10 protein-coding genes and 1 tRNA gene are annotated in these 14,463 nt (G+C 71.9%); 3 read left to right on the forward strand and 8 right to left on the reverse strand.

Annotated features, from left to right (window positions below):
• Window positions 1–185: 185 nt before the first annotated feature.
• From rho to ACZ4V1_RS20950, 7 genes are all read right to left on the reverse strand, one after another.
• Window positions 186–2,294: a transcription termination factor Rho gene (gene rho, locus ACZ4V1_RS20920; protein WP_468338147.1), complete on the reverse strand. Its 2,109-nt coding sequence runs from the start codon at window positions 2,292–2,294 to the stop codon at window positions 186–188.
• A 426-nt stretch (window positions 2,295–2,720) separates the two neighbouring features.
• Entirely contained in the window at window positions 2,721–3,638 is a 918-nt protein-coding gene (gene thrB, locus ACZ4V1_RS20925; RefSeq protein WP_468338150.1) for a homoserine kinase, read from the reverse strand.
• Between the two features lie 338 nt (window positions 3,639–3,976).
• Window positions 3,977–5,035 carry a threonine synthase gene (gene thrC, locus ACZ4V1_RS20930; RefSeq protein ID WP_121749205.1) on the reverse strand — a complete coding sequence of 353 codons (1,059 nt, stop codon included), beginning with the start codon at window positions 5,033–5,035 and terminating at the stop codon, window positions 3,977–3,979.
• 6 nt (window positions 5,036–5,041) lie between these two features.
• Complete coding sequence (locus ACZ4V1_RS20935) at window positions 5,042–6,334, reverse strand: homoserine dehydrogenase (RefSeq protein WP_468338154.1); 1,293 nt, start codon at window positions 6,332–6,334, stop codon at window positions 5,042–5,044.
• A gap of 209 nt (window positions 6,335–6,543) precedes the next feature.
• The gene (lysA, locus tag ACZ4V1_RS20940) at window positions 6,544–7,935 is read right to left on the reverse strand and encodes a diaminopimelate decarboxylase (protein ID WP_468338157.1); all 1,392 of its coding nucleotides are present in this window, start codon (window positions 7,933–7,935) and stop codon (window positions 6,544–6,546) included.
• Window positions 7,936–7,953: 18 nt separating this feature from the next.
• Window positions 7,954–9,087, reverse strand: coding sequence for an ArgS-related anticodon-binding protein NrtL (nrtL, locus tag ACZ4V1_RS20945; RefSeq protein WP_468338160.1), 1,134 nt, complete (start codon window positions 9,085–9,087; stop codon window positions 7,954–7,956).
• A 94-nt stretch (window positions 9,088–9,181) separates the two neighbouring features.
• Entirely contained in the window at window positions 9,182–9,691 is a 510-nt protein-coding gene (locus ACZ4V1_RS20950) for a response regulator (RefSeq protein WP_468338163.1), read from the reverse strand.
• 142 nt (window positions 9,692–9,833) lie between these two features.
• Between ACZ4V1_RS20950 and ACZ4V1_RS20955 the strand changes: the two genes are divergently transcribed.
• Together ACZ4V1_RS20955 and ACZ4V1_RS20960 are read left to right on the forward strand one after the other, a co-directional pair.
• Window positions 9,834–9,905, forward strand: a tRNA-Arg gene (locus tag ACZ4V1_RS20955).
• A 508-nt stretch (window positions 9,906–10,413) separates the two neighbouring features.
• Window positions 10,414–10,545, forward strand: coding sequence for a hypothetical protein (locus tag ACZ4V1_RS20960; RefSeq protein WP_468338166.1), 132 nt, complete (start codon window positions 10,414–10,416; stop codon window positions 10,543–10,545).
• 337 nt (window positions 10,546–10,882) lie between these two features.
• On the opposite strand, the gene ACZ4V1_RS20965 is transcribed toward ACZ4V1_RS20960, so the two are convergent.
• Complete coding sequence (locus ACZ4V1_RS20965) at window positions 10,883–12,754, reverse strand: FAD-dependent oxidoreductase (protein WP_468338169.1); 1,872 nt, start codon at window positions 12,752–12,754, stop codon at window positions 10,883–10,885.
• 372 nt (window positions 12,755–13,126) lie between these two features.
• Between ACZ4V1_RS20965 and ACZ4V1_RS20970 the strand changes: the two genes are divergently transcribed.
• The gene (locus ACZ4V1_RS20970; RefSeq protein ID WP_468338172.1) at window positions 13,127–14,359 is read left to right on the forward strand and encodes a SchA/CurD-like domain-containing protein; all 1,233 of its coding nucleotides are present in this window, start codon (window positions 13,127–13,129) and stop codon (window positions 14,357–14,359) included.
• The last annotated feature ends 104 nt before the right edge of the window (window positions 14,360–14,463 follow it).

The raw sequence follows: 14,463 nt of genomic DNA on the forward strand, positions 1-14,463 counted from the left end.
TGACAGGAGAGAAGAACCGGCGGACGCGGACCCGCCGGAGGCAGCACTGACCTCCCCGTGGGCGTATCCGAAAACACGTTCCCCCCCCCACTGCAGCGCGCTGATCCTACAAGGCAGAAGTCCCGCCCCGTCACCTGCGTGACGGGGCGGGACTTCGGTCCGCGCCGCAGTGGGGCGGAGGCGGCTCAGTCGCCGTTGCCGGGCGTCGGAGTCGTCTTCTGGATCTGCAGCAGGAACTCGGCGTTCGACTTGGTCTGCTTCATCTTGTCGAGGAGCAGCTCGATCGCCTGCTGCTGGTCGAGCGCGTGCAGCACGCGGCGCAGCTTCCAGGTGATGGCGAGCTCGTCGCTGCCGAGCAGGATCTCTTCCTTGCGGGTGCCGGACGCGTCGACATCCACCGCCGGGAAGATGCGCTTGTCGGCGAGCTTCCGGTCGAGCTTGAGCTCGGCGTTGCCGGTGCCCTTGAACTCCTCGAAGATGACCTCGTCCATGCGGGACCCGGTGTCCACCAGGGCGGTGGCGAGGATGGTCAGCGAACCGCCGTCCTCGATGTTGCGGGCCGCACCGAAGAAGCGCTTCGGCGGGTACAGGGCGGTCGAGTCGACACCACCGGACAGGATGCGGCCGGAGGCCGGGGCGGCGAGGTTGTACGCACGGCCCAGACGCGTGATCGAGTCGAGCAGGACGACCACGTCGTGGCCCAGCTCCACCAGGCGCTTGGCGCGCTCGATGGCGAGCTCGGCGACCGTGGTGTGGTCCTCGGCCGGACGGTCGAAGGTCGAGGAGATGACCTCGCCCTTGACCGACCGCTGCATGTCGGTGACCTCTTCCGGACGCTCGTCGACCAGGACGACCATCAGGTGGCACTCGGGGTTGTTGTGCGTGATCGCGTTGGCGATCGCCTGCATGATCATGGTCTTGCCGGTCTTCGGCGGGGCCACGATCAGACCGCGCTGGCCCTTACCGATCGGCGCGACGAGGTCGATGATGCGGGTGGTGAGGACGCCGGGGTCCGTCTCCAGACGGAGGCGGTCCTGCGGGTACAGCGGCGTCAGCTTGTTGAACTCCGGCCGTCCGCGGCCGTGTTCGGGCGCCATGCCGTTGACGGAGTCCAGGCGCACCAGCGCGTTGAACTTCTCGCGGCGCTCGCCCTCCTTGGGCTGGCGCACGGCACCGGTGAGGTGGTCGCCCTTGCGCAGCCCGTTCTTGCGGACCTGGGCGAGAGAGACGTACACGTCGTTGGGACCGGGCAGGTAGCCGGAGGTCCGGATGAACGCGTAGTTGTCGAGGATGTCGAGGATGCCGGCGACCGGGATGAGGACGTCGTCCTCGTTGATCTGCGGCTCCTGCACCCCCTCGTCGCGCCCACGGCGGCCACGGCGGTCCCGGTAGCGGCCGCGACGGCCGCGACGGCCGCCCTCGAAGTCGTCGTCGTCCTGCTGCTGGCGGTCGGGGCCGCCGCCCTGCTGCCGGCGCTGCTGGCCGCCGCCCTGGTTCTGCTGGTCGTCGCCCTTGTTGCGGCGGTCGCGTCCGCGGTCCCGGTCACCGCGGTCACGGTCACCACGGTCACGGTCGCGATCGCGATCGCCGCGGTCACGGCGGTCGCGACGGCGGCCCTCGCCGCCGTCACCGTCGGAGCGGGCGTCGCCCTGCCCCTGCTGGTGACCCTGGCCCTGCGACTGCTGCTGGGCGGAGGAATCGGCCTTCGGCTCGCTCTTCGTCTCGACGGCCACCGTCTCGGTGGCGGCGGACGGGCTGCCCGCGTCGGCGGTGGCCCGGCGACGACGGCGCTCGGAGGGGGCCTCGTCGGCGGGGGCGGCGGCCTGGTCGGCCGAGGGCGCGACCTTGGGCGACGGCTGACCGGGGATGTCGATCTGCTGCTGGGCGGCGCTCTTGTCGGCGACCGCCTTCTCCGCCTTCTTCTCGGCCTTGCCGGCCTTCGCCGCCTTCTCGGCGGGGGCCTCGTCGCCCGTACGGGACCGGGAGGTGCTGCGGCGCTTCGGCTTGGTCTCGCCGGCGGCGTCCGCCGCGTCGGGCGCGGCCTTGGCGGGGGCTCCTCCCGCGGCCTGCGCCTCCTTGATGACCTCGATCAACTGGCTCTTGCGCATACGCGCGGTGCCCCTGATGCCGAGGCCGGATGCGACCTGTTGCAGCTCGGCCAGCACCATGCCCTCGAGGCCGGTACCGCGGCGCCGCCGGGAGCCGGCACCGGTGGCAGGCGCGGAGGCGTCCGTGGAGGGCGCGGCAGCGGTCTCCTCGACACGTGCGCCCATCAGATCGGTGGTGTCGCTCACGAAGGGTCCTTCCCTGGAGCGGACGTCGGCCTGTCTGGCTCGGCGACCGGTTGTGCTGTCCGGCTTCGGTCCTTGCTGTGTGAACCGTGCCGGGGCGGTGGTCCGCCTGAACGGCGGAAGAGATATCTGGTGATGGCGCTTCCCCTAGCCGTGGCACCCAGTGGCTGTGTCCTGCGGCGTGGTCGCACCGGTTCCGAAACTCCCCCAGAGGGGGTGCCCCCACCGGTGGGCCGCTCAGTGTCCGCGTCGGCCGTACTGATCACGTACGACGTCCACTACACAATGCGGCTTGGGGGGCTCCCGGAAGAATGTCTGTCCCGGACGGGGACACGAGGCACCTCGCCATGGTGGGGTCGGGTGCAGACTTGAGGTTAACACTACCGGATCCAACAAACATTCCCCCTCTCGAAATCCGGCAACCGTGTGTCAGGTCGCCAGTGGCAGGACGCTCGCGCCCTGCTGGTCCAGGCCGAGCCGGTTGGCCGCCCAGTCCGTCCCGGCCAGCGCCTCGACCTTGTCGGCCGTGTCGGCGTCGGCCAGCGCCATCACCGTGGGTCCGGCACCCGAGATCACCGCGGGGACGCCGTCGCCGCGCAGCCGTTCCACCAGTGCCGCGCTCTCCGGCATGGCCGGGGCGCGGTACTCCTGGTGCAGCCGGTCCTCGGTGGCCGGCAGCAGCAGCTCGGGGCGCCTGGTGAGCGCCTCGACGAGCAGCGCGGCGCGGCCGGCGTTGGCGGCGGCGTCGACGTGCGGGACGCTGCGCGGGAGCAGTCCTCGCGCGGTCTGGGTCAGTACCGGTTTTCCGGGCACGAAAACCACCGGAACGATGGAATCGGCGGGCTCCATCCTGATCGCCCGGGCGGCGCCGGACTCCATCCAGGACAGGGTGAAGCCGCCCAGCAGACAGGCCGCCACGTTGTCCGGGTGGCCCTCGATCTCGGTGGCGAGGTCGAGCAGCGCGGCGTCGTCGAGGCGGGCCTCGCCGCCTATGGTCACCGCGCGCGCGGCGACGATGCCGGCGCAGATGGCGGCGGAGGAGGAGCCGAGGCCCCGGCCGTGCGGAATGCGGTTGGCGCAGACGATCTCGAGGCCGCGCGGCTGTCCGCCCAGGAGGTCGAAGGCGGTGCGCAGGGAGCGGACGAGGAGGTGCTTCTCGTCGTGCGGCAGCGTCTCGCTGCCCTCACCCGCGATGTCGATGTGCAGCCCTGAGTCGGCCACCCGGACGACGACGTCGTCGTACAAGCCCAGCGCGAGACCGAGGGCGTCGAAGCCCGGGCCGAGGTTGGCGCTGGTGGCGGGGACGCGCACCCGGACGGCGGCGGCGCGGAACGCTGGACCGGCCATCGCTTGATGACCCTCCTTGAGCTGCGTGACTGTCGAATGACATTCGATGACGTACGGAACCTGGGGTCGCCGCTGCCCGCCCGACGGCCGGCTGCCGCCTGCCCGACGGCCGGCTCTCCCGGCCGCTTCCCGACCTCGGAGACGGCGCGGCACCGCGGCATATGCGGCGGGCGGGTTCGGTACAGCCTATCGAAGGAAGGTTCTGTGGCGACATAGGGCGCACAGGAGGCGCACGATGCGTGTCGTAAGCCCCCTGTGCACCCCCCATGAATGACTTTCCCGGCTGGACGCCCCTTACGCCCTCTTCGCACGCTGGGCGCGTCGCTCGGGGAGGTCGCTCAGATCAGGCCGAGCCGCTCGGCGGCCGTCGCCGCGTCGACCGGGACGGTGACCGGCTGCGGGGCACCGGCGACGGCCCAGTCCGGGTCCTTCAGTCCGTTGCCGGTGACGGTGCACACGATCCGCTGCCCCGGGTCGACCTTGCCCTGCTCGGCGGCCTTCAGCAGGCCGGCCACCGACGCGGCGGACGCGGGCTCCACGAAGACGCCCTCCTGGGAGGCCAACAGCCGGTAGGCGCGCAGGATCTCACGGTCCGTCACCTCGTCGATGGCACCGCCGGACTCGTCCCGCGCGGCGAGCGCGAAGTCCCAGGAGGCGGGGTTGCCGATGCGGATGGCGGTGGCGATGGTCGACGGGTCCTTGACGACCTCGCCGCGCACGATGGGGGCACTGCCGGAGGCCTGGAACCCCCACATACGCGGCGCCTTCGTGCTGACCCCGTCGGCCGCGTACTCCCGGTAGCCCTTCCAGTACGCGGTGATGTTGCCCGCGTTGCCCACCGGCAGGACGTGGATGTCGGGAGCGTCGCCGAGCATGTCCACGATCTCGAAGGCGGCCGTCTTCTGCCCCTCGATACGCACCGGGTTGACCGAATTGACCAGTGCCACGGGGTAGTTGTCGCTCAGCGCGCGGGCAAGCGTGAGGCAGTCGTCGAAGTTTCCGTCGACCTGGAGGATCTTCGCCCCGTGCACGAGGGCCTGGCCCATCTTGCCGAGCGCGATCTTGCCCTGCGGCACGAGGACCGCGGAGACCATGCCCGCGCGGACACCGTACGCGGCGGCACTCGCGGAGGTGTTCCCGGTCGACGCGCAGATGACGGCCTGCGCGCCCTCCTCCTTGGCCTTGCTGATGGCCATGGTCATACCGCGGTCCTTGAAGGACCCGGTCGGGTTCGCGCCCTCCACCTTGAGGTGGACCTCGCAGCCCGTGCGCTCGGAGAGCACCTGCGCGGGCACGAGCGGTGTGCCGCCCTCACGGAGCGTCACGACGGGCGTGCTGTCGGAGACGGGCAGCCTGTCCCGGTACTCCTCGATGATTCCGCGCCACTGGTGGGTCATTGCTGGTTACTCTCCTTCAACCCGCATGATGCTGGCGACACCCCGCACGGTGTCGAGCTTGCGCAGCGCCTCGACCGTACCGCCGAGGGCGGCGTCGGACGCGCGGTGGGTGACGACGACGAGGGAGGCCTCGCCGTCCTTGCCGGACTGCCGCACGGTGTCGATGGAGACACCGTGCTCCGCGAACACGGTCGCGACCTGGGCGAGCACGCCCGGGATGTCGGCCACGTCGAGGCTGATGTGGTACCGGGTGACGACGTCGCCCATCGGGGAGACGGGAAGCGCCGCGTACGCGGACTCGCCGGGACCGGTCGCGCCGCCCAGCCGGTTGCGGCAGACGGCGACGAGGTCGCCCAGCACGGCGGACGCGGTCGGCGAGCCGCCGGCTCCGGGCCCGTAGAACATGAGCTGCCCGGCGGCGTCGGACTCGACGAAGACGGCGTTGTAGGCGCCGCGCACATTGGCCAGCGGGTGACTGAGCGGGAGCATCGCGGGATGCACGCGCGCGGTCACCGACGCCCCGTCCGCGGCCCGCTCGCAGATGGCGAGGAGCTTGATGGTGCAGCCCATCTCCTTGGCGGAGGCGAAGTCGGCGGCGGTGACCTCGGTCATGCCCTCGCGGTACACGTCGTCGAGGCGCACGCGCGTGTGGAAGGCGATCCCGGCGAGGATGGCGGCCTTGGCGGCGGCGTCGAACCCCTCGACGTCGGCGGTCGGGTCGGCCTCCGCATACCCGAGGGCGGTGGCCTCGTCGAGGGCCTCCTGGTAGCCCGCCCCGGTGGTGTCCATGGCGTCGAGGATGAAGTTGGTCGTCCCGTTGACGATGCCGAGCACCCGGTTGACCTTGTCGCCGGCGAGGGACTCGCGCAGCGGCCGGATCAGCGGGATGGCACCGGCGACGGCGGCCTCGTAATAGAGGTCCTTGTCGTGCTCGTCGGCGGCGGCGTGCAGGGCGGCGCCGTCCTGGGCGAGGAGCGCCTTGTTGGCGGAGACGACGGAGGCGCCGTGCTCGAAGGCGGTGGTGATGAGGGTGCGGGCGGGCTCGATCCCGCCGATGACCTCGACGACGACGTCGAGGTCCCCGCGTTTGACGAGGGCGGTGGCGTCGGTGGTGACGAGCGCCGGGTCGATGCCCTCGCGCACCCGGTCGGGCCGCCGCACGGCCACGCCCGCGAGCTCCACCGGGGCCCCGATCCGGGCGGCGAGGTCGTCGGCGTGCGTCGTCATGATGCGCGCCACCTCTGAGCCGACCACTCCACAGCCCAGCAGCGCCACCTTCAGCGGACGCGTACGCATCATCCGACCTCGTTTCCTCATACCGTCTACGGTTGGACCAGTCTCACGCACCGGACGGCATTTTCTGCCTTTCGTCCGGATCCTGAGACGTTTATTTCATTTTCACAGGGTCGAACGGCGGAAGATCTTCCGCCCCGGCTCGCCACCGGTTCACCCGCACACCTGCTCACCCGCACACCCGCACACCTGCTCACCCGTCCACGCGTCGGGGCTCATCCGACGTCGAGACGCAGCAGGTCCTCCTCGGTCTCCCTGCGCACGATGACCCGCGCCTCGCCGTCCCGTACGGCGACGACGGGCGGACGCGGCACGTGGTTGTAGTTGCTGGCCATGGAACGGCAGTACGCCCCGGTCGCCGGGACGGCGATGAGGTCACCGGGTGCCAGGTCACCCGGCAGGAAGGCGTCCTTGACCACGATGTCCCCGCTCTCGCAGTGCTTGCCGACGACCCGCGCGAGCATGGACTCGGCATCGGAGGTGCGGGAGACGAGGGCGACGCTGTACTCGGCGTCGTACAGCGCGGTGCGGATGTTGTCCGACATGCCGCCGTCGACGGAGACGTACGTGCGCAGTCCGTCGAGGGGCTTGACGGTGCCGACCTCGTAGAGCGTGAAGGCGGTGGGCCCGACGATGGCCCGCCCGGGCTCGACGGAGATGCGGGGCGTGCGCAGCTTCGCGCCCTCGCACTCCCGAGTGACGATCTCGGTGAGCGCCTTGGCGATCTCGTGCGGCTCGCGGGGGTCGTCGTCACTCGTGTACGCGATCCCGAGTCCGCCGCCGAGGTCGATCTCGGGAAGCTCGACGCCGTGCTCGTCGCGAATGTCCTTGAGCAGCCCGACCACCCGGTGGGCGGCGACCTCGAACCCCGACATGTCGAAGATCTGCGACCCGATGTGCGAGTGGATCCCGATCACCTCGAGTCCGTCGAGCCGCAGGGCCCGCCGCACGGCTTCCGCGGCCTGTCCCCCGGCCAGCGGAATCCCGAACTTCTGGTCCTCGTGCGCCGTGGCGATGAACTCGTGCGTGTGGGCCTCGACCCCGACGGTGATACGGATCTGCACCCGCTGCCGCGTGCCCAGCGACTGGGCGATGTGGGCGACACGCACGATCTCCTGGAAGGAGTCGAGCACGATCCGCCCGACCCCGGCCCGGACGGCACGCTCGATCTCCTCCGGCGACTTGTTGTTGCCGTGGAAGGCGATGCGGTCGGCGGGCATCCCGGCGGACAGCGCGGTGGCGAGTTCGCCGCCGGAGCACACGTCGAGGTTCAGCCCCTCCTCGTCCAGCCACCGCACCACGGCACGCGACAGGAAGGCCTTGCCGGCGTAGAAGACGTCGGCATCCGTGCCGAAGGCGGTGCGCCAGGCCCGCGCCCGGGACCGGAAGTCGGCCTCGTCGAGGACGTAGGCGGGGGTGCCGTACTCCTCGGCGAGCTGCGTGACGGTGATCCCGCCGACGGTGACGACACCGTCCGCGTCCCGGTCGACGGTCTGGGCCCAGACCTTGGCGTCGAGGGCGTTGAGGTCGGCCGGCGGGGCGGAGTAGTGCCCCTCGGACAGGACGTCGGCGTGACGGGGCCCGGCGGGGTGTGCGGAACGGCTCATGGCGTCTTCTGTGCTCTCTCAGAGGTGGTCGGGTGCGTCGATACCGAGGAGGGACAGGCCGCCGGCCAGCACCGTCCCGGCGGCTTCGGCGAGGGCGAGCCGGGCGCGGTGGGCGGCCGAGGGTTTCTCCCCACCGCGCGGCAGCACGGTGGGGAGGAAGGGCAGGGCGGCGTCGGCGACGGTGACGAGATGCCGGGCGAGCCGGTCGGGCGCGCGGTGCGCCGCGGCGGCGGCGAGGACGCGGGGGTGGTCGGCGAGGACGACGAGAAGGTCCTGCGCGGCGGCTACGGGACCGGGCTCGGCGGCTACGGGGCCGGGCTCGGCGGCCAGGGGATCGGGCTCGGCAGCAAGGGGATCGGGCCCGGCAGCAAGGGGGCCGGGCTCGGCGGCGAAACCGAGCTCGGCGGCGTTGCGTGTGAGGGCCCGGGTGCGGGCGTGGGCGTACCGCACCCGGAAGAGGGGGTTGCTCTCGCGCTGGACCAGGTGCTCGTCACCGGTCCGGGGCCGGTCGTGGGCGGCGGGGTGGAGCAGGGCCCAGCGGGCGGCGTCGCGGCCGAGAGGCAGGGGGTCGTCCGGGGCGGGTACGGGACGGACCCCGACGGGCAGCTCCGCGGGCGCGGGCCCGGCCGCGTCGACGCGCACGCCGAGGACGGCGGTCCACGCGGAATCGACGGGCGCGGCGCAGCTGGTGCGGACGAGGACGCCCTGGGAGCGCAGGATGCGGGCGGTGGCCTCGGCGACGACGACGGCACGGAGGTCGTGGGCGCAGTGCAGTTGCACGAGGCGGCCGCTCTCCGCGCCGGTCCCGTCGGCGTACCCGTAACGGTCCCCGCGGCGCAGGATTTCGACGACGAGGTCGGCGGGCGCGGTGCCGTGCAGGCTGATGTTGAGGAACCCGGGTCCGGTGAGGACGACGTCCGTGATCCCGTCGACGTCCACGAGATACGGCAGCAGCACCTCGGCAACGCGGTGCGGCGGCTGCCCGGCCGGCCGGGCGAGCTGGAGGGCGATGCCGGTGGCGTAGTCCCCGCAGCCTCCGGGCCCCGGCGGAGCGACCACGGCACGCGCCGGAACGGTCACGTTCAGCTCGCCCGCGTCGACGGCGCGACGCACCGCGTGCAGCACGGTGCGGGAGAGCTCTACGGGGGTCACGGGTCAAGCGTATGGGAGGAAGGGGGTGGGTAGGCGAGCAGGTTTCACACCGGTCCCGACATGTGGACGAAGGGCCCGCTCGCCCCTACGGGAGTCACCCGGCCGATTCAGCCTGAGCAGGCGATTCGCTCTCCCCGCCCACACCGGGCACCGTCTGGAGGGAAGCCGCGCTCCCGTGGGCCTTCCGCTCGACCAACTGCCGCACGAGTGCGACGAGCTCGGCGGGCTCGAACGGCTTGGACAGAAACGCGTCGGCCCCGGCGCCGAACCCGGCGTCCACCTCGTACGGCGTGCAGGCGCTGACGATGGCGATCGGAAGCTCCCGCGTCCGCGGATCGGCACGCAGCCGAGCCACGGTCCGCACCCCGTCCAGCCGAGGCATGACCACGTCCAGCGTGACGGCGTCGGGCCGCACCTGATGAACGACTTCAAGACACTCGGCACCATCGGCCGCGGTCACGACCTCGAAGCCCTCCAGCTCGAGATTGACCCTGATCAGCTGCCGGATGACCTTGTTGTCGTCCACAACAAGAACCCGGCCAGACGCCCTAGGCACAACTCGAGAGTAGGTCCGGACCGGCCACCGCGTCCGGGTTTTCCCCACTTCCGCCCCGTGCGGGGGACAACACCCCCACGGCTGACGCACCCGCACGTCCCGCGACCCGCGAAAACCCGTTCATGACCATCCCGGGGGAGCTGGTAGTGTTCTACCCGTCGCCGCGAGCAACACCGAACGCGACCGACACGCCCCCGTAGCTCAGGGGATAGAGCAACGGCCTCCGGAGCCGTGTGCGCAGGTTCGAATCCTGCCGGGGGCACCCTTAGTAAGGTGCCCAAGACCCCGCCATCAGCGAGTTCGCTGAGAACGGGGTCTTCGCGTATGTGCAGGTGGATGCCGTCGGAAGCAGGCGTTTGCCAGTGATCACGTAATCACGACGTAATGATCTTGGTGGCCCTGTGGACCATCCACGGACAGGTCAGGTCAGGTCAGGTCAGGTCAGGCGATCCCAACGATCTCCGCACCGCACACCCTCCTGCACGTTGCAGCCGCCTCGACTCCTCGCGCGCGATCAATCGCTCAGCCCACGCCAGCTGATCCAAGTGCACCAGATAGCGCGGGGAGCCGCTGGGAACCACGGTGAACGGAGCCAGCCAGGCGAGGCAACACGCTGGTCATTCGCCCAGGTCAGCCCTTGTTCCGGCCTCAAGTGCCCGCAGCTTCCCAATCTGATGTCGTGCACCGGTATGCCGTTCGTGGGGCTGCGGCGGCGGGGCGCCGGTCCCGGCCGAGCGGCATACCGGAACTGGTTCGCCGAAAACCTGCGCGTGGCAGCCGCTCTCGCCGAAGCGGGCTACGACTTCCGCCTTGTCCTGGGAGACGGTGGACACAGCCTCGACCACGGCGGCGTCCTGCTGCCCGACGCACTGCGCTGGCTGTGGCGGCCCAACGGAGATTGATCGATACCTGCTCATCCAACCTGGCGCCGGCAGTGGTGAGGTGGGCTGCGATCTGGTCACCGGTCCCCCACCGCTGCCCGAGCATGTTTCGACGGCACGGCCCGGAGTCACGTCGCCGCAGCCGTCGCGCGTCAGATCGAGCGGACGGACCCAACGAGCTCGTCGCGGTCGCGCGTACGCGGTCAGGTCGGCGCCCGGCACCAACGCCGTGTCCGCCGTGCCCACCCCCTCGCCTACGGGGGCCGCTCCCCGCTTGGCCTCCGAGCGAGACGCCGGCAGGTGGACGGGGAGTGGGCCTCGCGAGGTGGCGGGCGGGGTGGGCAGGGCGGGCCTCAGGTCACGTGCGTGCCAGCACCGTGTTCACGACCTGGCGCAGCATCGACTCCGGGTCCGGGGCCGGGCCCGGGGAGTGCCAGGCGACGAAGCCGTCGGGGCGGACGAGGACCGCGCCGCCGCGGGTCACTCCGTGGGCTTTCGCCCAGTCGGTTTCCTCGTCGTCCGGGGTGAGGTCGGCCTCCGGTGTGCCGCCCACGCGGTACGACTTCAGCGGGACCCGGAGGTCGGCCGCCAGCCGTGTCGCCGCCTCGTGCCAGCCGGTGGGCTGTGCGGCGTCGCTGAGCAGGACCAGGGAGTCCTCGTAGAGGTCGAGGGTGGACACGCGGGCGTCGTCGTCGCTTCGGCGCAGCCAGAGGTGGGGAGCCCGGCTGCCGGGAGCGCCGGTGAGGTCGAGGCTCTCCGGGACCACCGGGGTCGCCGGGTCGGCGCCGACCACCGCGCCCTGGGGGTAGCGGTAGCCGAGGGCGACGTTCAGGATGCCGCGCTGCGGGCTTCCGCCTGGGCCGCCACCGGGGCCACCCGCAGGGGGACCGACAGGACCGCCGGGACCGCCCGCAGGAGGTCCGCCAGGACCACCCCCGGGGCCACCCGCAGGAGGACCGCCCGCAGGAGGACCGCCGGGACCGCCGGGACCACCCGCAGGAGGTCCGCCAGGGCCGCTCCCGGGGCCGTCGGCCGGTGCCCCGCCCCCCATGCCCGGCGGTGGTGCGAACCCCGGGTGGCTGTGTTCGACCGAGCGTCCCGCGGCTCGGGCGCTGGTGGCCTCCGCGACCGGGCGGCGTTCCGCGTCGTAGGTGTCCAGGAGGCCCTCGCCCGCCCAACCCTCCAGGACCGCGGCGAGTTTCCAGGCCAGGTTGTGGGCGTCCTGGATGCCGGTGTTGGAACCGAAGGCACCGGTCGGGGACATCTCGTGGGCCGAGTCGCCGGCCAGGAGGACGCGACCGGAGCGGTAGCTGCGGGCGACGCGCTGGGCGGCGTGCCAGGGCGCCTTGCCGGTGATCTCCACGTCGAGGTCCGGGACGCCGATCGCGCGGCTGATGTGGGCGGCGCAGCGCTCGTCGGTGAAGTCCTCGACCGTTTCACCCTGTTCGGGGTGCCAGGGGGCGTGGAAGACCCAGTTCTCGCGGTTGTCGACCGGCAGGAGGGCGCCGTCGGCGTCCTCGCCGGTCAGGTAGCAGACGATGAAGCGGCGGTCGCCCACGACGTCGGCGAGGCGGCGGGAGCGGAAGGTGATGCTGACGTTGTGGAAGAGGTCGCCGGGGCCGCTCTGCCCGATGCCCAGCTGCTCGCGGACGGGGCTGCGGGGACCGTCGGCGGCGACGAGGTAGTCCGCGCGGATGGTGGTGTGCTCGCCGGTCTCCCGGCTCTTGACGATGGCGGTGACCCCCTCGGCGTCGGGCTCGAACGACAGCAGTTCCGTGCCGAAGCGCAGGTCGCCGCCGAGGTTCGTGGCGTGGGTGAGGAGTTCCGGCTCCAGGTCGTTCTGGGAGCACAGGCACCACGAGCTGGGGCTGAAGCGGGCCAGCCCGCCGCCTGCGTCCATCTCCTTGAACAGCCACTCCCCCGCGTCGCCGACCAGGGTGGGTGTCTGGAAGATGCCGTGGTTGTCGGCCAGGGTGGCGGCGGCCTTCCGGATGTCCGGCTCGGTGCCGGCCACGCGGAAGATCTCCATGGTGCGGACGTTGTTGCCGCGCCCGCGAGGGTGAATGGAGGTGCCGGCGTGGCGCTCCACCAGGGTGTGCCGGATGCCCAGCCGCCCCAGGAACACCGAGGTCGACAGACCCACCAGGGAACCGCCGACGATGAGGACCGGGACGCGGTGGACTCCGCCCCCGGGGGCGGCTCCGCCGGACCGGTCGGCTCTTTCGTTCATTGTTCGTCCTCCGTTGTGACGGACGTTCGTCCCGTGTCGTGACGGACGTCGTCTTCCGTTGTGAGGGACGTGGCCCTTCGCCGTGACGGACGTCTTCCGCAGTGGTGACAGACGTGCGCGCTCCGTACGCCGGACCGTCGTCGTGTGACTCGCCCCGCGACAGGAGTGCGCCGGGGGTCTTCATGCATGCCCCCTGCGGCCCGCGGCGGCTCAGGCTTCACCCGCTTAACCCTCCTGGTTCGCGGTCCCCGCGGGCACGGCCCACGATCGTGCTTACTGCGACCGCCGCACCACGCCGTAGCAATGGCGCACGCCGCGACGATCGCCTCCCCCCAGTCCACGAGGAAGTTCCCCGGAGAAGAGGTGGGCCGGATGACGGTCTCTCCCGTCGTAGCGACGGATACCGTGTCGGCGGATGCCCTGACCACAGACGCCGCGGCGGCATCGGCCGCCGTGGCCGCGGACGCGGGCGGCGTGTCGGTATCCGCGTTCGACGGATCCCGCGTGCGGGTCGTCCTGATGCTGGACATCCACGACGGAATGCAGCAGGAGTTCCTGGACGCCTACGACGGCATCCGGGACCGGGTCGCCGCCGTGCGGGGGCACGTCAGCGACCAGCTGTGCCAGTCCGTGGACAATCCCACCCAGTGGCTGCTCACCAGTGAGTGGGAGAGCGCGGAGCCCTTCCTGGCCTGGGTCAACAGCGAAGAGCACCTGGACACCGTCGAGCCCCTGCAGGACTACGTCCGCGACACGCACTCCCTGCGCTACAGCGTCCTGCGGGAGACCGCCGGCGGGGAGTCCCCGTCCGCCGCGGCGGGCGAGCCGCTGCGGGCCGCTCCCCGGATCGGGAGCAACGTCGTACGGCACGCCCTGACCTTCACCGTGCGGTCCGGCAGCGAGGAGGAGGTCGCCCGGCTGCTGTCCGGCTACGCGCCGCCCGACGCCCGCGTCGACGACTCCGGCCGACTGCTGCGCACCTCGGTCTTCCTGCACGGCAACCGGGTCGTGCGAGCCGTGGAGGTGCAGGGCGACCTGCAGACCGCGCTGCGCCACGTCGCCCGGCAGCCCGCGGTGCGGGCCGTCGAGGAGGCCCTCAACCCGTTCCTGGAGCAGCGGCGGGACCTGGGCGATCCCCGGGACGCCCGCCGGTTCTTCACGCGGGCCGCCATGCCGGCGGTCCACCATGTGGCGACCACCGCCGAGGCCGGCGCGCGCACGCAGCGCGTCGCGCTGCTCTACCCGGTCCGCCCCGGCGCCGGTCCCGAACTGGCCCGACTGCTGGCCCGCCAGGACGCGGCCGCCGCGCAGCATTCGGACAACCCGGTCCTGGCAGCCACCGTCTTCCACCGCGACGACCTGGTCGTACGGCTTCTCGACATGGACGGTGACCCGGACGACGCGCCCGCCTTCGTCCTGGGCCTGCACGGGGCCGCCGAGGCCTCCGGGGCCGCCGCGAGCCCCGGGGTCGCCGTGGCCGAGCGGCTGCTGGACACCGCCGCCGTCGGCATCGACGGGCCACTGACGGAGGCCCGCACGCTGTCCCAGCTGCTCGCGCGGGCCCGTATGACGCCCTTGACCGACCGGCGTTCCCCAGCCTCCTGAACCAGCCTCCTGAACCAGCGTCCGAAGCGCGCGGCCCCAGCACCCGGCCGCACCACGCATCCGAACCGCGCGGCCCCACCACGCGGCCGGGGGCCCAACGGCGC

It is taken from the genome of Streptomyces sp. NPDC028991 (assembly GCF_055564775.1).